This window comes from Cetobacterium sp. NK01 (assembly GCF_024506395.1).
Lineage (GTDB): Bacteria > Fusobacteriota > Fusobacteriia > Fusobacteriales > Fusobacteriaceae > Cetobacterium_A > Cetobacterium_A somerae_A.
This window is the reverse complement of sequence record NZ_JANIBO010000001.1, coordinates 78,732-103,543: the sequence shown is the minus strand read 5'-3', so window position 1 is coordinate 103,543 and position 24,812 is coordinate 78,732. Positions and strand designations below refer to the sequence as shown.

25 protein-coding genes are annotated in these 24,812 nt (G+C 28.8%); 5 read left to right on the top strand and 20 right to left on the bottom strand.

The window, feature by feature from the left end:
- Positions 1 to 40: 40 nt before the first annotated feature.
- The 9 genes from NON08_RS00500 to NON08_RS00460 all read right to left on the bottom strand — a co-directional run bounded on the left by NON08_RS00500 (position 41) and on the right by NON08_RS00460 (position 8,180).
- Entirely contained in the window at positions 41 to 634 is a 594-nt protein-coding gene (locus NON08_RS00500) for a CDP-alcohol phosphatidyltransferase family protein (RefSeq protein WP_256689583.1), read from the bottom strand.
- Complete coding sequence (locus NON08_RS00495) at positions 628 to 1,617, bottom strand: ABC transporter ATP-binding protein (protein WP_256689582.1); 990 nt, start codon at positions 1,615 to 1,617, stop codon at positions 628 to 630. The genes NON08_RS00500 and NON08_RS00495 overlap by 7 nt, the downstream gene beginning before the upstream one ends.
- Complete coding sequence (locus NON08_RS00490) at positions 1,618 to 2,364, bottom strand: ABC transporter permease (protein WP_256689581.1); 747 nt, start codon at positions 2,362 to 2,364, stop codon at positions 1,618 to 1,620.
- 1 nt (position 2,365) lies between these two features.
- Positions 2,366 to 3,247, bottom strand: coding sequence for an ABC transporter permease (locus NON08_RS00485; protein WP_256689580.1), 882 nt, complete (start codon positions 3,245 to 3,247; stop codon positions 2,366 to 2,368).
- Complete coding sequence (locus tag NON08_RS00480; RefSeq protein WP_256689579.1) at positions 3,234 to 4,397, bottom strand: ABC transporter substrate-binding protein; 1,164 nt, start codon at positions 4,395 to 4,397, stop codon at positions 3,234 to 3,236. Before NON08_RS00480 ends, NON08_RS00485 begins: the two co-directional genes overlap by 14 nt.
- Positions 4,398 to 4,410: 13 nt before the next feature.
- Entirely contained in the window at positions 4,411 to 5,076 is a 666-nt protein-coding gene (locus NON08_RS00475) for a TVP38/TMEM64 family protein (protein WP_256689578.1), read from the bottom strand.
- Positions 5,077 to 7,131, bottom strand: a complete 2,055-nt coding sequence (locus NON08_RS00470) for a heterodisulfide reductase-related iron-sulfur binding cluster (RefSeq protein ID WP_256689577.1) — start codon at positions 7,129 to 7,131, stop codon at positions 5,077 to 5,079.
- Positions 7,132 to 7,246: 115 nt separating this feature from the next.
- On the bottom strand, positions 7,247 to 7,549 hold the full coding sequence (locus NON08_RS00465) for a hypothetical protein (protein ID WP_256689576.1): 303 nt from the start codon (positions 7,547 to 7,549) through the stop codon (positions 7,247 to 7,249).
- 115 nt (positions 7,550 to 7,664) lie between these two features.
- Positions 7,665 to 8,180 (bottom strand): YbhB/YbcL family Raf kinase inhibitor-like protein, encoded by a 516-nt coding sequence (locus NON08_RS00460; protein ID WP_256689575.1) that lies wholly within the window; start codon positions 8,178 to 8,180, stop codon positions 7,665 to 7,667.
- A 120-nt stretch (positions 8,181 to 8,300) separates the two neighbouring features.
- Here NON08_RS00460 and NON08_RS00455 point away from each other — a divergent pair, with 120 nt between their 5' ends.
- Complete coding sequence (locus NON08_RS00455; protein ID WP_256689574.1) at positions 8,301 to 8,663, top strand: YkvA family protein; 363 nt, start codon at positions 8,301 to 8,303, stop codon at positions 8,661 to 8,663.
- Here the strand turns inward: NON08_RS00455 and NON08_RS00450 are convergent.
- The gene (locus NON08_RS00450) at positions 8,660 to 9,334 is read right to left on the bottom strand and encodes a FadR/GntR family transcriptional regulator (protein WP_256689573.1); all 675 of its coding nucleotides are present in this window, start codon (positions 9,332 to 9,334) and stop codon (positions 8,660 to 8,662) included. The genes NON08_RS00455 and NON08_RS00450 overlap by 4 nt on opposite strands.
- 127 nt (positions 9,335 to 9,461) lie before the next feature.
- The gene (locus NON08_RS00445; protein ID WP_256689572.1) at positions 9,462 to 9,704 is read right to left on the bottom strand and encodes a hypothetical protein; all 243 of its coding nucleotides are present in this window, start codon (positions 9,702 to 9,704) and stop codon (positions 9,462 to 9,464) included.
- Between the two features lie 151 nt (positions 9,705 to 9,855).
- On the opposite strand from NON08_RS00445, the gene mgtA reads away from it, so the two are divergent.
- Positions 9,856 to 12,477: a magnesium-translocating P-type ATPase gene (mgtA, locus tag NON08_RS00440; RefSeq protein ID WP_256689571.1), complete on the top strand. Its 2,622-nt coding sequence runs from the start codon at positions 9,856 to 9,858 to the stop codon at positions 12,475 to 12,477.
- An 82-nt stretch (positions 12,478 to 12,559) separates the two neighbouring features.
- The gene (locus NON08_RS00435; protein ID WP_023050731.1) at positions 12,560 to 12,739 is read left to right on the top strand and encodes a hypothetical protein; all 180 of its coding nucleotides are present in this window, start codon (positions 12,560 to 12,562) and stop codon (positions 12,737 to 12,739) included.
- Positions 12,740 to 12,782: 43 nt separating this feature from the next.
- On the opposite strand, the gene NON08_RS00430 is transcribed toward NON08_RS00435, so the two are convergent.
- Genes NON08_RS00430 through NON08_RS15000 form a run of 6 tightly spaced genes read right to left on the bottom strand, consistent with a single transcriptional unit; the run spans position 12,783 to position 19,255 of the window.
- Complete coding sequence (locus NON08_RS00430) at positions 12,783 to 13,340, bottom strand: YbhB/YbcL family Raf kinase inhibitor-like protein (protein ID WP_256689570.1); 558 nt, start codon at positions 13,338 to 13,340, stop codon at positions 12,783 to 12,785.
- 58 nt (positions 13,341 to 13,398) lie between these two features.
- The gene (locus tag NON08_RS00425) at positions 13,399 to 14,445 is read right to left on the bottom strand and encodes an aldose epimerase family protein (protein WP_256689569.1); all 1,047 of its coding nucleotides are present in this window, start codon (positions 14,443 to 14,445) and stop codon (positions 13,399 to 13,401) included.
- Between the two features lie 13 nt (positions 14,446 to 14,458).
- Positions 14,459 to 15,289: a carbohydrate ABC transporter permease gene (locus tag NON08_RS00420; RefSeq protein WP_256689568.1), complete on the bottom strand. Its 831-nt coding sequence runs from the start codon at positions 15,287 to 15,289 to the stop codon at positions 14,459 to 14,461.
- Between the two features lie 14 nt (positions 15,290 to 15,303).
- Positions 15,304 to 16,185 (bottom strand): carbohydrate ABC transporter permease, encoded by an 882-nt coding sequence (locus tag NON08_RS00415; protein ID WP_256689567.1) that lies wholly within the window; start codon positions 16,183 to 16,185, stop codon positions 15,304 to 15,306.
- A 15-nt stretch (positions 16,186 to 16,200) separates the two neighbouring features.
- On the bottom strand, positions 16,201 to 17,442 hold the full coding sequence (locus tag NON08_RS00410) for an ABC transporter substrate-binding protein (RefSeq protein ID WP_256689566.1): 1,242 nt from the start codon (positions 17,440 to 17,442) through the stop codon (positions 16,201 to 16,203).
- Positions 17,443 to 17,455: 13 nt separating this feature from the next.
- Positions 17,456 to 19,255 (bottom strand): glycoside hydrolase family 2 protein, encoded by a 1,800-nt coding sequence (locus NON08_RS15000; protein WP_256689565.1) that lies wholly within the window; start codon positions 19,253 to 19,255, stop codon positions 17,456 to 17,458.
- Between the two features lie 180 nt (positions 19,256 to 19,435).
- Here NON08_RS15000 and NON08_RS00400 point away from each other — a divergent pair, with 180 nt between their 5' ends.
- Positions 19,436 to 20,326, top strand: coding sequence for an ArsR/SmtB family transcription factor (locus NON08_RS00400; RefSeq protein WP_256689564.1), 891 nt, complete (start codon positions 19,436 to 19,438; stop codon positions 20,324 to 20,326).
- A gap of 106 nt (positions 20,327 to 20,432) precedes the next feature.
- Here the strand turns inward: NON08_RS00400 and NON08_RS00395 are convergent, their stop codons facing one another.
- From NON08_RS00395 to NON08_RS00385, 3 genes are read right to left on the bottom strand one after another with little or no spacing between them, the layout of a single operon-like run.
- Entirely contained in the window at positions 20,433 to 21,815 is a 1,383-nt protein-coding gene (locus tag NON08_RS00395; RefSeq protein WP_256689563.1) for a glycoside hydrolase family 1 protein, read from the bottom strand.
- A 14-nt stretch (positions 21,816 to 21,829) separates the two neighbouring features.
- Complete coding sequence (celB, locus tag NON08_RS00390; protein WP_256689562.1) at positions 21,830 to 23,170, bottom strand: PTS cellobiose transporter subunit IIC; 1,341 nt, start codon at positions 23,168 to 23,170, stop codon at positions 21,830 to 21,832.
- A 43-nt stretch (positions 23,171 to 23,213) separates the two neighbouring features.
- Positions 23,214 to 23,528 (bottom strand): PTS sugar transporter subunit IIB, encoded by a 315-nt coding sequence (locus tag NON08_RS00385; RefSeq protein WP_256689561.1) that lies wholly within the window; start codon positions 23,526 to 23,528, stop codon positions 23,214 to 23,216.
- Between the two features lie 228 nt (positions 23,529 to 23,756).
- On the opposite strand from NON08_RS00385, the gene NON08_RS00380 reads away from it, so the two are divergent.
- Complete coding sequence (locus NON08_RS00380) at positions 23,757 to 24,773, top strand: LacI family DNA-binding transcriptional regulator (RefSeq protein ID WP_256689560.1); 1,017 nt, start codon at positions 23,757 to 23,759, stop codon at positions 24,771 to 24,773.
- The last annotated feature ends 39 nt before the right edge of the window (positions 24,774 to 24,812 follow it).

The window sequence follows — 24,812 nt, the reverse complement described above, 5'->3', positions numbered from 1 at the left end:
ATATAGAGGGCATTCTGAAAAGTTTTTTTCTATGTATAGATTATAGGTCTTTTGATAATATTTTTTTAGCTTCTATAAATCTTTGCCCAGCGGTAAATAAAACTACTCCAGAAAATATATTTATAACAACTTCTGCTCTCTCTCTTAAAAGTATCATTAAACTAAGCATTACAAATCCCTCAGTTCTTTCGGCTAATCCCGCTTGATAATAAAATGTTTTCTCTCCTTTATTTTCAGCTAATGGTCCTGTTGTTAGAAATATTGTCATTGATATTATTATACTAACAGCTAATACAAGAGATATAAAACTAAACTGGGAATATTTATAAGCAACACCTATTATAACAGATCCTTCAACTATTCTATCAAATGTTATATCCATTACTGTTCCAAAAGGTGATGAGGATTTTGTCTTTCTAGCTATAGTCCCATCCACTGCATCTAAATACCCTGAAATCCATAGCATTAAAATTCCAGCTATATTTAAGTCTAATGCTGTTAAAATTCCACTTAAAACTCCAACTAGCATAGCTATTATTGTAACTCTATTAGCATCTAATCCAAGTTTTATAGCTATATCTGCTCCTAAACCAATTAAAGGTTGAATATATTTTCTACAATGTGTATCTAGCATCTACTTTGCTCTCCTATTAAAATTTTCTCATTGTCATTATAACTTAAAGAGATCTCATCTCCTTTTTCATATAAAACTTCATTTTCCTCTACTAAGGTTATTTTTTCGTCTCCTAAAGATACAACTACCCAGTGACCACCCATTTTATAAGTTATCTCTTCTACTTTTCCTTTTAAATTAGAATCCTTAACTATTTTAATACTTTTTCCTCTAAGTGCTACAAACTTACAATGTTTTATTTTACATTTAAATATACTTTCAAACTTCTCTTTTAAAAATATATTTTCCACACCTAGTAATTTAGCTGTATAAACATTTTTTGGCTCATTATATAGATCTTTAGGTGTTCCATAATCTAAAAGCTCTCCCTTAAACATAACTCCTATTCTAGTAGAGAGATAAAAAGCTTCCTCTCTATCATGAGTTACAAATATAATTGTAACTTTTAATCTTTCGTGAAGTTTTTTTACCATCTTTTGCATTTTATCTCTCAAATTGAAATCTAGTGCAGAAAAAGGTTCATCCATTAGTAAAAGTTTTGGCCTTGTAACTATTGCTCTTGCTATTGAAACTCTTTGCTTCTCTCCTCCACTTAGTTCATTTGGAAACCTTTTCTCTTTTCCCACTAAATCCATTTCTAGTAAAACTTCTCTAACTCTTTTTTCAATTTCATCTTTAGATATTTTTTTTATCTTCAATCCAAAAGCTATATTTTCCCAAACATTTAAATGAGGAAGAAGAAGATCCTTTTGAAAAACCATTGCAATCTTCCCATCCTTTATCATCCTACTCGGACTTTTTCCATCTATTAATATCTCTCCTTGAAACTCTTTGTCTAGTCCTGATACTATATTTAAAAGAGTGGTTTTTCCAGATCCTGATTGTCCTAGTACTCCTATAAATTCTCCCTCTTTTATAGAGATATTTATATTTTTTAAAGAAAATGCAGAAAAGGATTTAGAGACTTCTTTTATCTCTATCATCTAATATTCTCTCCTTTTATAAATTTTTTTTACTAACTGATTTATTAAAAAAACTAAAAAATATGTAAATACAACATATATTACACTATAAACTGTTCCATTAGTAACTCCTCCATCAACTAAATACGGCATCATTAGAATTGGAAGGGTCATAATTTGTCCTCCTCCTATTATAAAAGTCACTAAATATTGAGCCAACGAAACAATTATAACTAAAGACATTCCAACTAAAAATGATGGATATATCATTGGTAAAGTAATTTTAAAAAATCTCTCTATGAAATTAGCACCTAAAATTTTACCTAAATTTATATAGTCTCTATTTAAGGTCACATATCCTGATCTCATACTTTGAATATAGTACGGAATTGTTGTAACACTGTGTACTATAGCCACTCCTAGAGTTGTTTCTATTAATCCTAATTTTATAAATGCAAACTGTATTCCCATTGTACTTACCATTGTAGGAATTATCAACGGTAAAATTATTAAAAGTTCTATAAAAATTTTCCCTTTAAAATTTTCTCTAGCCATAAAGGCAGCTACAGGTGTTCCTATTATAAAGTTTATAAACATAGTCATTAAAACTACTAAAAATGTTGTTAATAAACTGCTGTAAGTTGCTTTAGATTTCAAAACGTATCCCCACATTTTAAAATTCATGCTATTAAAAAATATCCCAATAAATGGTAGTAAAAATATTAAAGAGATAAAAAAATATGTTATCCATAAAAATATCCTTTTCATTTTACCACTCTCTTTCTTCAAATTTTGTAAAAAACTTTAAAACTAAACACATTACTCCACCAAAGAGCAAACTTATAGATGAGATTAAAATATTCATAACCATTATCTTTCCCCTCATATCTAAACTTCCCTTTGTATATGTATCAAATACTAATACAGACAAAACTCTCGGATGAGTAACACCTAAAATATAAGGCGTTTCAAAAGATGCAAAAAGATATGTTAAAACTATGAAAAAGCTTATACTTAGAGTTGGAAAAACTAGAGGGAAAACTATTTTTTTAAAAAAAGTTATATCACTTAAATTATATATTTTCCCTAAAGAATCCCACTTCTTATCAATTCTAAAAACTATAGGAAGAGTCATCATAGTCATAAAAGGTAATGCCTTCCAAACATATGTTAATATTATGCCAACTCCATATCTATCATTTGTTAATATTACAAAATCATCTATAGAGGATATGATCCCTATTTTAAATAAAATCTTATTTAATATACCTCTTCTCATAAGAAGTAAGAGTACTCCGTATGCACTCACTAAATATGGAACAAATACTGGAGCTTCAATTACTCTTTGAAAAAACTTTGTATGAAAATAGCCCCTTCTTTTACTTATAAAAACCAAAAATAGAACTCCTATTGTCAATATAAAAGCAAAAATAGAAGCTATACTATTTATTTTTATTGTATAGATTAAGCTCTCATAAAACTCTTTAGAATAAATAACTTCTCTATAATATTCTAAAGTAAAATATGATTTAGTTAAAATTCTATTATATCCAAAAGAGGTCATAAAAACGTAGTATAAACCATAAAGAAAGAAAAATGTTATATATAAAAAGAACGGTATTATATATATAAATTTTTTAATTTTTTCCAACGTTCTCTATCCATCCCTCTTCAATAACTTTCAATTTATCTGGAGTTAATTCCATAACTCTTTTTTCTTGAAGTTCTTCTGGTGATGGAATTTTCCCACTTTTATTTAAATCAAAGAATTTTTTAACAGTCTCTGGAGTCAATTTTCTCATATCTAAAATATTAAAATCACCCCAATTTTTTGGTTCTTGTTTTAATAACTGCATCTCTGGTGAAATTAACTCATTTATAACTATTAAAGCTCCACTTTTATTTTGAGCATTTTTAGGTATTGCTAAATAGTGATTATTAAATAACGTTCCTTTATTCAATAAAAAACTTTGAGATGTATCTGGATACTCTTTTGATTCTATTTTAGAATTAACTTTATTTATTGTGTATCCCATTGTTACGTTAACTTCTCCTGTTGAGTATAAAAGATCTAACTTCCCTTCTGATTCAGGATAAGTTTCTCCTTTTCTCCATAAATATGGCTCTATCTCATTTAAATAATTCCAAACTAAATTAAGATTTTGTTTAAACTCCTCAGGAGTCATCTTTTGAATATTATCATAACCTAACATATCAATAACTATATTTCTTACAAAAGCGCTTCCTGTAAAATTATTTGCATTTGGATATGTAAATTTTCCAGGATTCTTTTTAACATACTCTGTTAGAGTTTCCCATCCAGTAAAAGGTATTTTTCCATTTTTTGTATTGTATATAAAATTAAATTGAGCTTCCCCAAATGGGACTTCCAATCCATTTATAGTTTCTCCAAAATCTTTAACAGTTGTACTCTCTTTTAATAAATCTTTATTTTCAACTTTTGCTAAGATATTTTCTTCTAAAACTTTAGCATCCTTTAATGCTTTAAAATTTTCACCATTAACCCATAAAATATCTATAACACCATTTTTCTTTCCCGCTTGTTTTTCTATTATCAATTTATTAACAACATCTTTTATATCTACAATAGGAACCCTTTTTAGATTTATTCCATCTTTCTCTAAAACTTTAGGAGTCACTACATCATCCATAAACTTATTGATCTCTTTTGATCCTCCCCACATATAGATATTGACATCTTTATTTTCCTCTTTTTTACAACCTGCTAGTGCACTAAGAACTAACAGTGAAAGTGTAAATAGTTTTATTTTTTTTCCCATATTAATAATCCTCCTAGTATTTCGAATTTTTTCTTGCTATTAATTTTGCTATTATAGTTAAAGCCAAAAATATAAGAGATGCTATTATTGACATTTTAACAGCTTTTTCCATATCTCCTGAAGCCACTGCTCCAGCTAATAATACAAATACTGATGTTCCTGGCAATATAAATATTGTTGATAATAAAGAGTATTTAATAAAACTTATTGAAGTTAATCCATAAACGTAGTTTTGGATTCCAAAGGGAAATATTGGCAATAGTCTTGTAATGGCAAGAATAAACCACCCCTCTTTCTTAACTCCTTCATCTATCTTTTTAAAAACTTCTGTTTTTCCAAATCTCTCTTCAACAAATTTTCTAGCAACATATCTTGCTATTAAAAATGACAAAGATAAACCTAAACCTGCTCCAATAGCTGTGTACAAAATTCCCATTACAGGTCCAAAGATAATTCCCCCTGCTAAAGTTAGAGGTAAAACAGATATACACGTTGTTGTTACAATAGCATATAAAACCATGTATATAACTGGTCCCCATACCCCTAGTTCCTTAATCAGTACCTCTAATTTTTCTCTACTTCTTAAATACTCCAAAGCTCCTGATTTCATAACTATAAATACAAGGATTATTAAAACACATACTATAGCTATTTTTAATAGTTTTCTTTTTTGCTTCATCTAACTCTCCTCTTTATTAAGTTCTAGCTTTGATTTATATCTTGTTAACCATTGTTTCATAGGTCCTTTATTTCTTTTTTTAGCTTTTGCTTTTTCATATTTATCACCAAATATCAAATCAACTATATGTAGAGCATCTGCTCCACCATTTTCCATAGATTCTCTACAAGCTGCACAATATGTTACCATATAACCTGTTGTTGTTTCTGATGCTCTTTTATCCATAACTTTTTTAGCTACTTCTAGAGCAGCAGGTGCTACCATTCCCCCAAAACCACAACACCTTGTTTTTTCTTTAGAGTTCTCTAACTCCTCTATCTCATACCCTAACTGATCCATAATCCATCTAATTCCATCATGAATTCTTTTTTCTTTTCTAGTTGGACACGAATCATGGATATTAAACTTAACATCTGAATCTTTTCCTATACCAATTTGATCATCTGGTAATCCAATCTCTGGAAGTAGTTCCCAAAGAGATATCACATTATATTTTGTGTTCTTTTTAAATATGCCATAACAAGATTGGCATGCAACTATAATGGTCTTAGCTTCTACTTTATCTAATTCCCTTTGAACAGACTTAAATCTTCTTTCAAATAAATCATCTTGTCCTATAGCCTTAGATGGTTTTCCACAACATTTTAATAAAGATCCAACCTCTCCTCCTAGTCTATTTTTTAAATGTTCCATTATATTTTTTACAGCAGTTGAACTATAAGAGGGCAAAGAACACCCTGGAAAAAATATATATTTTGTTTCCTTTCTGTTAGAGGCTTTTTTTAAAGTATTAAATAATTTTGAAAACCCTAAATACTGATGTATTTCAACAGCTTTATGTCCCTTCATTGGAGATTTTCCACCATTATCTTTAACATATTTACTTCTTATTTCACTAAAACACGATTTTAAATCTAAACTTTTAGGACATTTTAAAGTACATTGATCACACATATTACAAGAATAAGCTATTTTAGGATCTATTTTGTTGTATCCTTTTTTATCATACTCTGTGAACAAAGTTTTAGGACAATCTGTATAATCATTTAGCATAGTACACTCTTTCATACATAATTTACATTCACATTGTAAACATCTATTTGCTTCTTTTATAGCCTCCTCTTTAGTAAAACCTCTATTTTCAAAAGCTGTATTTTTAGAAATTACTCTCTCATTTTTTTCAGGATCATCCCATCCCTTAGGTAGATACTCTGTTGGAAGATATAATTTTGTCTTATATCCCCCTTCCGCTTCTAAAGTTCTCTCTTTTTTTAGATCTTCTCCCTTTAAAAACCTATCTATTGATTTAGCTGCTCTTCGCCCTTGAGCCATAGCCTCTACAACAATACGTGAGCTAGCACAATTTCCTGCCACAAAGATCATTTTATCTCCATTTAATTGCATTGTTAACTCATCAAAATCAGATATATTTTCTGATTTTTCCCCTATTGCAACTAAAATTGCATCAAAGTTTTCTTTTAATTTTTCAAAAGATATATCTTTCCCAATTTCAGTTGACAGTTTAATATTAATTTTTAATTTTTCTAACAAAGAGTATTCTCTATCTATAACGTACCTTGGAAGTTTGGACTCAGAAATTCTAGTTCTCATACTCCCGCCAAAATGAGAGGATTTTTCATACAAAGTAACCTCATACCCCTCTTTTGCTAGATCTATTGCTCCTTGAGCTCCAGCAGGACCTGCACCTATAACAGCTACTTTTTTGCCATTTTTCTCTTTTAATGATACATCCCAGTTTTCCTCTTTATCAAAATTATCTGCAGCGTATCTTTTTAAAGAGGCAATTGCTATTGGTAATCCCTCTTTTCCTCTTCTACAATTTTGTTCACAAGGATGAGCACATATTCTTCCTAATGTTCCTGGAAGAAAAAGTGTTTCTCTTATAACTTTTATTGCTTCTTCTCCTTTTCCCTCTCCAATTAATCTAACATAATTTTTGGCATCTGTATTCATTGGACAACTACTTTTACAGGCTGCTTCTGAATCTCCCATACAATTTTCAACAATATTTTTTATCTTTAATAACATCTCCATTAAAATTATTTCTCCATTTTATATTAATATGATATATTATATCATTATTATAATTAATTTATAATTTTTTATTTTTAAAATAAAAAAGGTCTAATCATACGATTAGACCCTCTTTTTATATATCTATCTCTCCTACATTTAACTTTTCCACAAACTTATATGTAGAATCTATCTTTTTTAATATAAATATCTGTTCTTTAAAAATCTGACCACCAAAGTCGCTATAGGTCTGATATTTTACTCTTTGAGCAAATATATTATCCTCTAGTTGAATCACTTGTCCCGCTTCTAAGACTTTTTTAGCCGGAGTATTGAAGTAGTCTCCTAATGCGAAGGCAACTCCAGTTCTATATGATGTTTTCGGTGCTGAATAACTCAATGTAGAAAGTGCTAGTAAAAATAAAAACGCTTTTTTCATAGTGTTTACCTCCCTAGGATATTATTATTCATGATATCAATTATACTATTAGGTAGCACTTTTTCAAAATATAATTTTTATATAGTAATCATTTCGGTCTTTTTTAACACATTTTTTAAGATTTATACATACCTTCTATTTCAGCTTCTCCTAAAATATGTCCTTTTATCTTTTTATATGCTTCATTTAAATAAAATCCATTTTTCAAATCTAATTTTTTATCTATAGCATATATTTTCACCTCATATAAGTGATCTTTATCTGGTGGAGTAGGTCCTCCATAAAATGTAGCTTTCTCTTTTGGTAATCCTTTTAGTTTAGATGCCCAACTATTTATTCCTTGAATTATATTTTTATCTGTTCTACTTGCTCCCTCTTTTAACTCTTTATAATTTTTAGGAACTACCGCTATCCAATGAATCCATGAAAATCCAGCTACTGGAATAGCATCATAATCTTGCATAACAACTAAAAAACTCTCTGTTCCCACAGGTACATTTTCCCACTTTAACTCTATAGATTTAGAAGGCATATCATCTATCCAAGATTCACCATGCTTTCCAAAATCATCTTTTATATATCCATCTACAATACTATCACTTGTTAAACTAAATTTTTCACTACTCTTCATTGCGTCCTCCTCAATTATTTTTATCTTTTTATTCAAAGAAAAGAAAAAATATCCTCTTGAATTAATTTGAAAAACACACTATACTATAGAATAATATTATTTTCATATTGGAGAGATGTCATGAATAAATTAATTATAAAATTCTTTAAAAAATTCCAAGGAAGAAAAATTAGTTCTGAAGACCTAAAATCAGCTTTAAAAAAAGCCATGAATCTTGGAGCAAGTGCCCAAGACTTTCTTCTTATTGTAAATCTTGTAAAAGATACTAAAAACAAAAAATATAAATTAGATAAAAAATATCTAGTTATTCTAAGTGCTGCTATTATATATGTAGTTGTTCCTATTGATGCCGTTTCTGATCTCATCCCTGGAGTTGGATGGATTGATGATGCTACTTTAATCGGATATGTTGCTCGGGGGTATGCTGAAGTTTTAAGAGATTATAAAGATTTTTGTGAAAAAAAAGCTTTATCTGATGCTTAAAAAATATTTTTTTTCATCAACAAAAAATGTTCTTTTATCATCTGGCTTCCTTGCTCTAAATTTTTCTCAACCAAAGCTTGATATATTACCCTGTGTTGTTTTAGGAGTATATCTTTATCCTTTGAGGTACTTAAAATACTTTTTCTTATATTCTTAATAAAACTTTCTAAAGTTGATCTAGAAGAGTTATATAAACTTATAAAAAATATATTGTGACTAGCTTCTACTATAGCTCTATGAAACTCTGCATCTAAAATAGAGCTTTCCTCTTCTGAGGCTACATTTTTTAACTTTTCAATTATTCTTCCTATATCTTCTAACTCTTCTCTTGTTATATTTTTTAAAGCTAGTTCAAAAGCTTTAACCTCTACTCCTTCTCTAAAATCTATTAATTCAATAACTTTTTTTCCTGTTAAAAGAAAGAACAGATTAAAGTTTTCAAAAAAAGAATCTGTAAAATCATCTTTTAAATAGTAACCACTTCCTTGAATGCACGTTGTTATTCCCATAGCTGTCAAAACTTTTAAAGTCTCTCTTACTGTAGCTCTACTGAGATTTAATTTTTCTGCTAAATCTCTTTCTGTTTCTATTTTTCCTCCAGGTTTTAAAGTGTTTTTTTCAATTTTATCCTTTATGTATTCTAATATTATATTATAATTTTTATTTTTCATTTTGCCTCCATTAATACCCTTATTTCTCTAAGATACCTATTAATTTCTATATTGTATCATGTAAACAATTACTATTCTAATGAAATTATAAAAAGGAGCTTATTAATAGCTCCCCTCAATACTTTTATTACTTTTTATCTTGTTCCTCTTTCTCTTTTTCTTTATGCTTTTCTTCAATTTCAAACAATAACATCTTTACATCTAAAAGCTCAGCTGCTATTAATCTATCAAAGTTATCTTTATAAATTTTTTCTAACTTTTTAAATCTATCCCAAAAATCATCTACTTCCTCTTTTTTAGGAGGTTCCTCCTTTTTCAAGCTCTCCTTTGCTTCATCTTTTAATTCATCTAGTTTTTTCTTGTTCTCCATAGTGAAACACTCTCCTTTTTCCCAATTATACCTATATATACAAATTTTTTCTTTAAAACCTTTTTAATTTTTTAAAGGATACAAAACTCCTTAACGTAGAATACTTGTAACAAGTCTATTTTATTTAAATTTTGTTACAGGAGAGTATAATATGTATGAAAACTTTGATAATAGTGAATCTAATATAAAGGGAACTCTTAAGCTTTTTTCAGAAGCAGATATAAAAACTATATATCTGACCTTAGAGTCCTCTTTAGATGGAATAAAAAATGATGAAGCTAATAGGCGTTTAGAGACCTTTGGTTTTAATGAAATTACAAAAGAAAAAGTTAAACCCTGGTATATCCAGCTTTTATTAGCTTTTTTAAACCCTTTTAACTTTATACTTGGACTTTTAGCTTTTGTATCCCTTTTCACAGATGTCATTTTTGCCAACGAAACAGAGCGTTCTTGGATCTCTATAATTCTTATTTTAACTATGATTTTAATAAGTAGCTTTATAAAATTTATCCAAGAATATCGTTCTAGTAAAACTGCTGAAAAATTAAAAAATCTTATTGTTACAAAAGTAACTGTTATAAGAGATGGAATCTCTACTGAGATTGATATAAAATCACTTGTTCCAGGAGATATTGTAAAATTAACAGCTGGAGATATTGTCCCTGGAGATATTAGAATTATATCTAGTAAAGACCTTTTTATAAGTCAATCTGTACTTACTGGTGAATCTAATCCTGTGGAGAAATACCCTAGTTTACTTGTAAAAACTGCTTTTATTTCAGAACTATCTAACATTGTTTTAATGGGAACTAATGTTTTAAGTGGAACTGCTCTAGGAGTTGTTCTTGGAACAGGAAAACATACTTTTTTAAATACAATTAGTGAAAGCTTAAAAACTCCTCCTAGTGAAACTAGTTTTGAAAAAGGAATTGATGATGTTTCTAAACTTCTTATTAAATTTATGCTCTTTATGGTTCCTATTGTTTTTCTTATAAATGGGTATTTAAAGGGTGCTTGGTTTGAATCTATGCTTTTTAGTTTATCAGTTGCTATTGGATTAACTCCTGAAATGCTACCTATGATTGTAACTGGAAACTTAACTAAAGGTGCTATTGAACTTTCTAAGAAAAAAACTATTGTTAAGAAATTAGATTCAATACATAATTTTGGAGCTATGAATATCCTATGTACTGACAAAACAGGTACGTTAACTCAAGATAAAGTTACTGTTGTTAAATATCTTAATTATAATGGTGTAGATGATGATAATGTATTATATCTCGCTTATTTAAATAGTTTTTTTCAAACAGGGCTTAAAAACCTTATGGATAGGGCTATTTTAGAGTTTGAAGAGGAACACTACACAATAAAAAATGAATATAAAAAAATAGATGAGCTTCCATTTGATTTTGAACGTAGAAGAATGTCTGTAATTGTAGAGGATCTTTCTGGAGAAAGAACTATGATTACAAAAGGAGCTATTGAGGAGATGCTCTATATTTCAAATTTTGTAGAGATTAATGGTGAAACTTTAGAGATAAAAGATGAGATTGAAGAGAAAATAAAATCTTTAGTTAATCAATTAAACGAAGATGGTATGAGAGTTATTGGAATTGGTAAAAAAATACTTCCTCGAGATAGAGAGCTAAACTTTAGTAATAAAGATGAAAATTCTCTAACTTTTGTTGGTATGCTTGGATTTTTAGATCCTGCTAAAGAGGGTGTTGGTGAAACGTTAAAGTCATTAAATGAATATGGAGTAGAAATTAAAATTTTAACTGGAGATAACGAATTAGTTACCCAAAAAATTTGCAAAGATATTGGACTAGATGTTAAAGGTGCTGTTGATGGAGGATACATTGAATCTATTGACGATTTAGAACTTAAAAAAATCTTAAAGAACACAACTATTTTTTCTAAATTATCCCCTTTAGATAAAGCTCGTGTTGTTAGACTTTTAAAAGAGATGGGGAATACTGTAGGTTATATGGGAGATGGTATAAATGATGCTCCTGCTCTTCGCCAATGTGATGTTGGAATCTCTGTTGAAAACGGAATGGATATAGCTAAAGAATCTGCTCAAATAATTCTTTTAGAAAAAGAGTTATCTGTTCTTTTAGAAGGAGTTATTATTGGAAGAAAAATTTTTACCAATATGATAAAATACCTTAAAATGACTGCTTCTTCTAACTTTGGAAATGTTTTTAGTGTTGTTTTAGCCAGTGCTTTTTTACCATTTTTACCAATGCTCCCAATACAGATACTTTTTCAAAATCTTCTATATGATATATCTCAAATCTCTATTCCTTGGGATAATGTAGATAAAGAGGATGTTTTAAAGCCTAAAAATTGGAGTGCTGAAAGTGTAGGAAAGTTTATGATGTATATAGGTCCTTTAAGTTCAATATTTGACATTGCAACTTTTCTAGTTATGTTTTATATTTTCAAGGCTAACTCTCTTGAAACTCAAGGGTTTTTCCACACTGGATGGTTTATAGAAAGTATTCTATCTCAAACTTTAATAATACATCTAATAAGAACTAAAAAAATCCCTTTTATTGAATCAAATGCTAATATTAAAGTTATCTTTTTAACTTCTACTATAATGATTTTTTCTGTATTTGTTCCATATTCTAAAATTAACGGAACTTTAGGATTTATACCTATGCCTATTTCATACTTCTTTTGGGTTATTTTAATACTTATTGGTTATTTTTTTACTATAATTTTTGCAAAAAAACATTTTATAAAAAAATTCAATTCTTGGTTATGAAAACAGAAGACAATTTAATGAAAACGTGCTATAATTAAGGAATGAAAGAGATTTCAAATTTATTATGAGGAGGGATTTTAATATGAAAAAATTAGTATTAGGAAGCATTTTCTTTAGCTTATTCTTAGTTGGATGTTCAAGCACTCAACCTCAAGAAGAAGTTGTAGTTCAAGAGGCAGTTGTTGAGGAGGTTGTAGTAGCTACTCCTGAGCCAGTTGAAGCTCCAACAAAACCTTTACCAAAGCCATTATTAGACAAGTAAAAAATATAAGCTGAGTTCGTAGAACTCAGCTTTTTTAGTTATGTTACTCTTTTATATATTTAGCTTTTAAAACTGTTTTTTCTAAAACATGACCATCTATAGCGTCATATAACTCATTTAAATAGAATCCTTTTTTTAGATCCATCTCTTTATCTAAAGCATATAGTGTTATTGTATAAGTATGTGTTTTATTAGGTGGAACAGGTCCTCCATATCTTGCCACTTCATCTTTTGGTAAACTACCACCAATTAAAGACCACCAGCTATTTTCACCTTGAACTAATTTTGGATCTGTAGCACTGGCATTTTCAGGTAAAGCATTAGCATCTCCTGGAATTAAAGTTAACCAGTGTAACCAGATAACTCCAACTGCTTCTACAGCATCAAAATCCTCAATAACTAGAGCAAATTGCTTTGTTCCTGCAGGTGCATTTTTCCATTCAAAAGGCATTGAAAGAGTTGGCATTCCACGATACTGATCTTTTCCATAAGTTCCGTATTTTTTTTCAATAACTCCATCTTTTATTCCACTACTTGTCAACTCTAAAGCAAAAGACGTCATCCCAAGAAGCAGAAACATACTCAGTAAAAATTTTTTCATAAAGTTACCTCCTATTTAAATTAAGTTATCAACTTATACGGCAGATTTATTCTCTTTCCTAGTTAATTTTAAAGCTATATTTAGTTTTTTGAATATAAGGATTACTTGAATTATATATTTCCATTTTTTCTTCTATTAAATTTTTAATATCTGGATAATCTTGAGTTTCTAAACAAAATCCATAATATTTATGAGGTTTTATATCGCTAGCTAGAACGTCTGTATTTTCAAGGTAATTTCCAGTATATAATACTACAACAGGCTGATCTGTCTCAATCTCTAAAATTCTACCACTTTCTATATCCTCACATCTACATTTTTTTATATGCTTTTTATCTAAAATAAAGCCATGATCAATTCCATTTCCTACAATTTTAATTTGATTTTCTTGAGAGTTAAATATTTCTTTAAACTTTCTTCCCTTTGTCAAATCAAATACACTATCCATAACAGGTAAGATTTCTACGGGTATTATTTCCTCATCTACACTTATATATTCATTTGCAAAAATAAATATCTTTTGATCCAAAATATCTCTTTTTGCATCTCCACTCAAATTAAAATATGTATGATTTGTTAAATTTATATAGGTCTCTCTATCAGGAACACCTATATAATCTATCTCTAATGTAGATTCTCTCAAAGTATAACTAACAGTAAACTCTACATTTGCTGGGAAATTATTTTCCATGTGAGGGCTTCTATAACACATTACAATTTTTAAGAAATCATTTCCTATCTCTTCAGATACAACATCCCATACCTTATTATTTAAAGCATTAAATCCTCCATGAAGATTATTCTTATTATTATTTAACTCCAATTGATAATTCTCTTCATTTATCTTCAAAATCCCATTTTTTATTCTTCCTGCAACTCTTCCTGTTATACACCCAAAATATGTTACATCCTTTGTATAGCTTTCTAAATTATCATAGGATAAAACTATATTTTCTTTTTTTCCATTTCTATCTGGAAAATTTATAGATTTTATAATTCCACCATAATTTAATATTTCTATCTCAATCTTTGAATTTATCAACTTATAAGAATAAACAGTCTTTTTATCCTTAGTTTCTGAAAACTTTACTTTCTCTATTTTCACTTTCCCTCTCCTTTTATTTCATTCCAGAATTTACCATTCCTTTAACAAAATGTTTTTGTCCAATAAAGAATATTATTAAACTCGGTATTGTTGCTATCGTTGATATAGCCATTAGTTTTCCAAATTTTATAACCAATCCTTGTTGAACTATTGCCAATCCAGAAGTTATTGTTCTAAGTTGAGGTGAGCTTATAGAAACTAAAGGCCATAAGAAGTCATTATATATTCCAGTAAAAGAAAATATTCCTAAAGTCCATAAAATTGGCTTTATATTAGGTAAAATAACTTTAAAAAATACTTGAAATTTATTTGCTCCCTCTATATAAGCTGCTTCTTCTAATTCTTTTGGAAAATCTTTCAAAAATTGATATATTAAAAATACTCCAAAAGCATTTGCTGTATAAGGAAGTATCAAAGCTTTATAAGAATCTAAAAATCCTAAGTAGTTAAATTCTAGATATAATGGTAAGAATGCTATTATTCCTGGGATCATAAGAGTTCCAAAAATAATCGATGTTATCCATTTTTTCCCAGGTATATCTAATCTTGCCAACCCATAAGCTGCTAAAGAATCTAAGATAACTATAAGAACTGTTCCAAAAGTACTTACAAAAAGAGAGTTTAAAACCCATCTTCCCACAGATACTCCCAATCCTGATATTTTAAAAGAGTATATATAATTTTCCAATGTAAATTTTTTAGGTAAAATTGTCAATCCAGAAACCAATGCCTCAGTATCAGTTTTAAAAGATGTCATAACCATCCAAAACATAGGGAAAACAAATAAAATACTAATTATTATAGCTAATATTATTAATAATGATCTATATATAGATTTATTCAACTTTCATCCTCCTTCTATTTATTGAATCTTTTAGACACCATAACAACAAAAAGAATTATCATAGCTAACATTATTGACATAGCTGATGATTTTCCAAAATTTCTATTATTAAAAGCTTCATCTACTATATACATAAGTAAAGTTTTTGTAGAATTTCCAGGTCCACCCTTAGTCATCATATATGGCTGTCCATAAACGTTAAAAGAAGCTATTGTTGATGTTAAAATAGTGAAAACCATAGCAGGTTTTATACTCGGTAGTGTTATATGAAAAAATTGCTTTAATTTATTTGCTCCATCTATAGAACTAGCTTCATATACATCATCTGGAACTTGGTTCAATCCATTTATAAAAATAACCATATTAAATCCTATTGTCCACCACAATGTAGCTAGTACTATTGATATCCAAGCCCATGGTACTTCAGTTAACCATGGGATAAAATTTAAATTAAAAGTTTTATTTAATATTTGATTAAAAAATCCACTATTTGTATCTAAAAGCCAAACCCATATAACAGATATTACCGATACTGATAAAACATACGGAGCAAAATATATCGTTCTAAAAAAGTTTTGTTCCTTCTGATTTAAATTTTTTAATAATAAAGCTAGTAACAAACTAAATATAACTAATGCTGGTACACTTAACAAAACAAATTTAAACGTATTTGATAAACCATTGAAAAAATATTCATTTAAATAGTTTTGCTTATCAAAAATATCTATATAGTTTTTTAATCCAACAAATTTATGATTTTTTGATAAAAGATTCCAGTCATGAAAACTAACCCATATTCCATATATCATAGGACCCATTCCAAAGATAATAAAAGCTATCATATAAGGTATTATAAATAAACTTGAAGTTAATTGATCTAATTTCTTTCTATTCATTTTTTTACTCCTTTTTTAATTTGTAAACTGAATAGCTTTTTTTGTTGCATCCTCTAAAGCTTTTTTACTATCTTTTTGATTTAAAAGAGACATATTAACCTCTTCCCAAAGAGAACTTGAAATACTTCCCCAATTTTCAACCTCTGGAGAGTACTGTACATAATCTAACTCACTTAGAATAACACTTTGTTGAGGCATACCTTTTAATGTATCTTGCATTTTTTTAGCCACTGGAGCTTGTCCTGAATTAGCCCAAGGTAAAGAATTATCCTCTAAGTACTTTAAGAAATCTGCGATTATAGACATTTTATCTTCACTTTTAACATACGAAGGAACTGTAAAGTTATGTGAATTAGCATAAACGGCCTGTTTTTCATCACCTAACATAGGAACCTCTGCTACTCCATAATTTAGCCCTGCATCTTTCCACTGCTGCTCCATCCAAGGTCCATTAAAATGCATTGCATTTTTCCCTTGTAAAAATAGAGTTACTTCTCCATCTTGTTGAACATTTGTAGGAGAAACTTTATAAGTATAAATTAAATCCTTTAGAAACTCTAATGACTTTAGTATTTCTGGTGTGTCAAAATTTGGCTTCCCATCTTTTAAAAATTCTCCTCCATTTTGATAAACAATTGTCGGAAAAATAAACTGTTGTGGCCATAGTGTTGGTACAACAAATCCATACTCTTTATTTTCAACATTTGTTAAAACTTGAGCATATTGTAAAAACTCCTGCTTTGTTTTAGGATATTTTTCTGGATCTAAACCTGCTTTTGTAAACATATCTTTATTGTAGTAAAAAAGAAGGGGATGCGTATCAAAAGGAACTCCATATTGCTTCTCTTTCTTATTTGCATTATCCCATGCATTTTCGTTATAACTCTCTTTCACTATATTATTTTCTTTTAAAAATCCATCTAACTCTTTTAAAAGACCCTTGTTAACATACCCAAGCATCATATCCCCATGAACTACCATCATATCTGGTCCGTTTTTTTCTGTAGCTAAATTTAAATCTAACGTTTTATAATATTCCGATTGAGGAACTATTTGAAAATTTATAACATCTTTTCCTTTTGATTGATTATACTCTTTCACTATTTTTTCCATTTGAACACCATCAGGACCACTAAAAGGCACCCACAATTTCACTTGCTCATTTTCCTTAGGTGTAGAACCGTTATCTTTTCCACATGCTGATAATATAGTCATTGCTCCTAAACAAAGAATTGATGCTTTATATAATTTTTTCATAACTTCCTCCTATTTAGTCTTCAATATAGTTTGTTAAATCAATTTTTTCATTTATACTTTTAATAACTTCTAAACTGCATTTTGGTTGCCTATCATAAGTTAGCAGCCCATTTATTTCTTGTTCAACATCACAAAGTTGTGTATAACAAAATCCTACAACAATTTCAGATTTTTCTACAGCACTTAAAACTCTTTCGTAATCTTCTATAAACTCCTCTTCACTTGTTGCAACAGAATATCCCCATCCCGATGACTTTGTTGTGTCATAGGCTATTCCTCCAAACTCTGTTAATAAAATTGGTTCTCCTTCATGTTTAAACCCTTTAGCATATATTCTTTTTCCAGCTGGTTCTGACATTAAAATGTTCTTTTTTGTTTTTATATCTTCAATAAATTTATTATACTTTTTACTTTCAGACTTATTTCCATGATTATAGTTATGTACAGCACAGATATCACTTTTTGTTAATTCCCATCCATCATTAGAAATAACTAAACGTGTACTATCTAAAGAGTGAAGCATATAATAAAGAGATAATGAGTGATCTTGTTCTTTTTTGTCAAAACCAATCCTAGGAACTCCCCAGCTTTCATTTAAAGGAACCCAAGCCACTACAGATGGATGATTATAATCTCTTTTTAAAACTTCTAACCATTCATTCGTTATATTTTTAACAGAATCATAGTTGTACTCTATACAACTTGGCATCTCTCCCCAAACTAAAAATCCTAAAACATCTGCCCAATACAAGAATCTTTGACTTTCTACTTTTTGATGTTTTCTACAGCCATTAAATCCCATCTCTTTTGATAGTAATATATCTTTTTTTAAATCTTCATCTGTTGGAGCTGTCATAAGAGATTTTGGCCAATATCCTTGGTCTAAAACTAACTTTTGATAATATGGTCTGTTATTTAAATAAACTTTTCCATTATCAATATGTACTTTTCTCATTCCAAAATATCCTTCTACCTCATCTAATTTAATTTTATTCTGAGACAAAATTATTTTATAATTAAAAAGATTAGGTGTTTCAGGAGTCCAACACCATCCACTATGATGATATGGACCTCTAAATATATCTTGATTAAATATATCTATCTCTCTTTTTATAAATATCTTATTCAAATTAAAAATATCTTTTGATATTACTTCACCCTTAAATGTTATCTCTAGTTCCACATCTAAATTTTCATTTTTAAAATCTGTAGTCTCTATTAAAAACTCTACACTCCCTTTATCTAAATTTGGAGTAGTCTGAACTAGTTCGATTCTTTTTGAATTTACAGCTTCTAGCCATACTGTCTGCCAAATTCCTGTACTTCTTGTATACCAAATACCTTCACTTTGCTCTTTCCAAAATTGCTTTCCTCTAGGTATTGTTTGATCTATTGATGGATCAAACACGTATACCACAATCTCCTCTTCATTCCAATTTAAATAATCTGTTATATTCAGAGAAAAACCTACATGACCTCCTTGATGTTCTCCAACAAATTCACCATTTATATAGATTTTTGCAATATAATCCACTGCTTCAAAATTTATTATAATCTCTTTATCTTTCCAACTTGAATCTATTTTAAATTTTCTTTTATACCACACTACATCATGAAACTTAGAATCATTTATGCCACTTAATTCACTTTGAAAAACAAAGGGTACATTTATTTTTTTTGTAAACTCCTTATGTTTATGCCACTTCTCTTTTAAACCTATCTTAAGATCATCAAATTCAAAATCCCAAATACCATTTAAATTTTCCCAATTTTTTCTAACTAAATTAGGCCTTGGATATTCTTTACAAAACACTTTATCCTCCTTTGTATAACTAAAAAGTTATTTTAATTTTGTTTATTTTTTAAACTTTAAGATTATAATACATACTTTTTTCTAAAAAATCAAACTTTTTTTTATTTTTTCAATAAAAAAAAGTTTGATTAATAAACTAAAAAGTTATATAATTAAAAAAAGATTATTAAAGGAGGGAAAATGGTAAAAGAAAATTATATAAAACTGTTTCAAGCGTTAGCTTCAAAAACTAGATTAGAGATCTTAGAAATACTTTTCAAAAAAAGTTCTAATATAACAGAAATTTCAAACATTTTAAATCTTTCTCAAGTTATCGTTACAAGGCATATAATGCAATTAGAGGAGGCTGGACTAGTTGCTGCTAATAGTTTCCCTGGAAAAAGAGGAAATCAAAAAATTTGTGCTATAACAAAAAATTCATTAAATATAGATTTTAAAGATATCTTTGAACAAATATCTTCAGAAAAACTTTCAATTCCAGTAGGAAGTTTTAATAAATATTCTGTAGAACCCTGTTGTGGTGTTGCAAATAAAGATAAAATCATAGGTCTTCCTGACAACCCCAAATATTTTAGTTCTCCTGAGCGATACGAAGCTGGCATCGTTTGGTTTAGAGAAGGATGGGTTGAATATAATATACCTAGTTATCTTTTTTCAAAAAAAAATATTAAAGAGCTAAAAATTAGTCTAGAACTTTGTTCTGAATTCCCATTTTATAAAAATGATTTTATTTCAGATATATATTTTCATTTAAACAACAATTTAATTGGTATCTATGAATCTCCTGGAGATTTCGGCGATCGAAAAGGTACCCTTACTCCCGAATGGTGGAATATGGGAACAGAGTACGGCTTATTAGTTACAATTTCTATCAATCATTTAGGAACCTATATAAACAAAAATAAAGTTTCTAACACAAATTTAGAAACTTTAAAAGAAAATTTTAAAGATGATTTAAATTTCAGAATCTCCTCCCCAAAGGATTCAAAAAATCCTGGCGGAATAAATATTTTCGGGAAAACATTTGGAGATTATGAACAAGATATTATAGTTGAAGTTATTTACGAATAACTTTTAAATACAAAAGATCTCCAAGTTTCTAATTTCATTTATCTTGGAGATCTTTATAAAAAGGACCTTTCAAAAGGTTATTTACTTTTTACTTGGTCTATCTTTTTTATTCAAAATAATTATTTTTTGCTAATTCTGCAAACCATTGCCCGTGCTTCTTTTTTATTCTTTCCCCTGTTTTTAAATCTAATCTATAAAAACCATATCTTCTTTTAAAAGAGTTTAACCACGACCAACAATCTATAAATGTCCACTGATGAACTCCAAAACAATTACTCCCTTCTTCAATAGCTCTATGAAGTTGCACAAAGTGTTCTTTCATTAAATCAGTTCTAAAAGTATCATCAATTAGACCATCCTCTTTTACCTCTCCCTCTGAATTTAAATCCATAGCTATTCCAATTTCCGCTAAATACCATGGAATATTTCCATAGTTTTCTTGAACATTTTTAGCTATATCATAAAGAGCCACAGGATAGATCTCATTATTGTCTCTATATGGATTAAATCTTCCTTCTGGATTTATATAGTAATCAAAATAATATTCAGGATTATTAAACTTTTCATCTTTCACCTCTTTAGCTTTAACTCTTCTTGGAACATAGTAGTTCACTCCTAGAAAATCAACTTTAGCGATTTTTATCTTTTTTAATTCATCAATTGTTACTTCAGGAGTTAAATTATGCTCTCTTAAAATTTCACAAAGATCTTGTGGAAATTCTCCTTTTAACATCGGATCTAAAAAACTTCTATTAAAAAATAAGTCAGCCATATATGAGGCTTTCAAATCCTCTTCGTTATTACTCCTTGCATAAGATGGAGTTAAATTTAAAATTACTCCAATCTTACCAGAAATCTCCATTTTTTTATATAGATTAACAACTTTAGCATGAGCTAATATAATATTATAAGCTACTTGAGTTGCTAACTTTGGATCTTTTTTATTAGGATAGTGAAAATCGTAAAGATATCCTCCTTCAACTGGTACTATAGGTTCATTAAAAGTTGTCCAATATTTAACTCTATCTCCAAATAGTTCAAAGGCTTTTTGAGCAAAGAGCACAAATAGATCCACAACTTTTTTACTTTCAAAACCACCAAATTTCTCTTGTAACTCACTTGGCATATCAAAGTGATATAAATTAATTATTGGCTCTACTCCATTTTTTAAAAGTTCATCAATATATTCATTATAGAATCTAACAGCATCTTCACAAACTTCTCCAGTTTCTAAATTTTTTATAAGCCTAGCCCATTGAATTGACGTTCGAAAAGAGTTAAAGTTTATATCCTTCATTAAGGTAACGTCTTCTTTAAATTTATTATATGTATCACAAACTATATCTGGCCCAATCTCACCACAAAATCTCTTAGGATCTTTTTCAAACCAATAATTCCATATTGATTGATTAATTTGATTAGTACTTCCTTCACTTTGAACTCCTGAAGTAGCAGCTCCCCAGAAAAATCCCTCTGGAAATTTATACATATTTTTTCCTCCCACTATAAATTATCAAATTCAGCTTTTAAATCCATCTCTAAGTCGTCACTAAAACTATTTTCATTTAAACAGTATTGTTTATCTAAAACTTTTATAAACGGAAACCAAATTGCTGTTACTATACATAAGTTTACAAGTTGTAAAATTCCTCCTAAAATAGAATTTGTTGCTAAAATTCCACTAAAGAATATAGGTACTGTCCATGGAACTGCAACTCCAGTTGGAGGTGGAACTATTCCAAATCTCATTACAAAATAACTAAAAGCTACAACTACAATTGGAGATATCACCCAAGGTATTAGAATTATCGGGTTCATAACTATAGGTAGCCCAAAGATTAGTGGTTCATTTACATTAAATATACCTGCTGGTCCTGACAACTTCCCAACCTCTTTTAACTGCTTGCTCTTTGTAAACATTAAAAGACAAAGTACCACTCCTAAAGTCATTCCAGTTCCACCAATTCCAACGGTAAATGTTTCGATGAATTGCTTTGTTATTATATGAGGTAATTCCATCCCTTTTTGAAATGCTTCTAAATTTTCAAGAGAAAGTGTATTCCAAATTGGATCTAATACACTATTTACTATAATTTGTCCATGTAATCCAAAGAACCATAAAACCTGAATAAAAAGTATCGCTATTAAAGTTGTTACCACTCCACTTCCTAAAGCAACTAATGGTTTTTGAACAACTGTATAAATAAAGTCATGGATATTTCCAAAAGATGTCAGTGTAAACCCAACTCTTATTAATACAAAAACTGTAAGCGTTATAAATACCGGTATTAATGCTGAGAATGATTTACTAACTGCCGGTGGAACACCCTCAGGCATTTTTATAATCCAGCCTTTTTGAATAACTTTTCGATATATTTCAGTTGCAAATATTCCTGTAAACATTCCAACAAACATACCTTTTGCACCTAATCTTTCTAAAGGTATTACACCAGCTATTGCTCCACTTCCATGTTCTAAAGTAAATGGAGTTAAAATTAAAAATGCCGATAAAGCCAGTGCAGCTCCAAACAAAGCATCCACTCCGTAAGATTTAGATAAATTATATCCCAAACCAATAACTACAAACAACGTTGCTATAAATAGCGTTCCTTGCATAGCTGGATTTATAGCTTCTCTAAAGGTATTCAAAGAATCTATACTAAAAACCTTATCTAAAAATGGCAAATTAGCCAAAACTACAAACATCGAACCAAATATCGTTAAAGGAAAAGATAGCATAAATGCATCTCTAATTACATTTAAATATCTATTAGCACCTAATTTACTCGCTAAAGGCATCATCACTTTTTCAAAAGTCCCCATTATACTTTTAAACAAACTCACAAATCATCCTCCCATTAAAAGTTATTTTCTAAATTTATCTTTATTATTTTTTAAAAGCTTTCATAGCCCTTATAGCATCTTTTAAAACTCCTAAGCCATCCATCATCCCATATTTTTGTGTATCTATTGTCATAACAGGAAATTTCCCTTGAGACATCTCTTTCATCTTCCCTTCTAAATGTCTAACTTGAGGACCTAAAAGCAAAATATTTAAATTTTCAAAATGATCTTGAGCTTGAGATTCTGGAACTGCAGATATCTCTACATCTAATCCATTTTCCATTGCCACTTTTTTCATTTTTTTTACCATTAAACTTGTTGACATTCCAGCACTACATGCTAATAAAATTTTTACCATTATTTACACCTCTTCATTTTTTTATTTTTTACAAATCTGCCATAATTAAAATTTTTTCATTTTTAATTACGGAAACGTTTACGTAATTGGATATTACTATATTTAATTTGAAAAGTCAATACAAAATATTTATTTATAGTTTTTTTAGTTCTGATATGATGCGCTATTAAGTTTTAACTTGACAATAATAACGTTTCATATTATAACTTTAAGTACAGGAGGAAGATTATGAAGCCAAGTATAAAAGAGATTGCAAAAAGATTAAATATAGCTCCTTCTACAGTTTCTCGTGCTTTAAATGATAAACACGATATCAGCCAAAGTTTAAAAGAGAAAGTTAACGCTGTGGCTAAAGAGATTGGATATAAAAAAAATAGCATCGCTGCTAGATTAGTCAATAAAAAAAGTAATACTATTGGAATTTTTTTTCTTTCTAGAGAACACATTAGCAATGAGGAAAATACAGGTTTTAAGTATGTGGAAGTTATTTTAGATAAAATTAAAGCTAAAAATTATGATCTCATAATTTTCTCTGTAGATAGTGACTTGAAAGACAAAAAAAAATATATTGATATTTGCTCTGAAAGACAAGTTGAAGGAGCTATTTTCATTGGCCTAGAAGATACTGATGAAAATACTGAGTTATTAAGAAACATTGAAGTTCCCACTGTTATTTTAGAAAAAAGAGTTTCTGGTAAAAATATATCTTATATCGGTTCAGATAACGAGTATGGAGTAAATACTATTTTAGACCATCTTTTCCAATTAGGACATAAAGATATTGCTTTTATTAAAGGTCCAGATTTTATAGAATGTTCAAAAGATAGATTCAATGCCTTTTATAAAAGAATGAATTCTTTAAAGTTGTATAAACAAGAGTTTGTTAAGACAGGAAATTTTAGATCAAAAAGTGGTTATCGAGCAACTCAAGAACTTTTAAATGAAAAAAATATTCCAACGGCTATAATTGCATCTAGTGATTTAATGGCAATTGGTGCTATGAAAGCTATTGAAGAAAAAGGACTTAAGATTCCCCAAGATATTTCTTTAGTTGGTTACGATGGATTTGAAATCGGAGCGTATTTATCTCCTGGTTTAACAACAATATATCAAGATTTTCAAACTATGGGAGCTAAAGCTGTAGATATATTATTTTCTATGATAGAAAATAATGAAGAATCAGTTAATCTTGTTTTTAAGCCAAAACTAATAAAAAGGCAATCTACAAAAAAAATATTCTCTTAAAGAGAATTTTTTTTATACATTTACCGAAAACGTTTACGA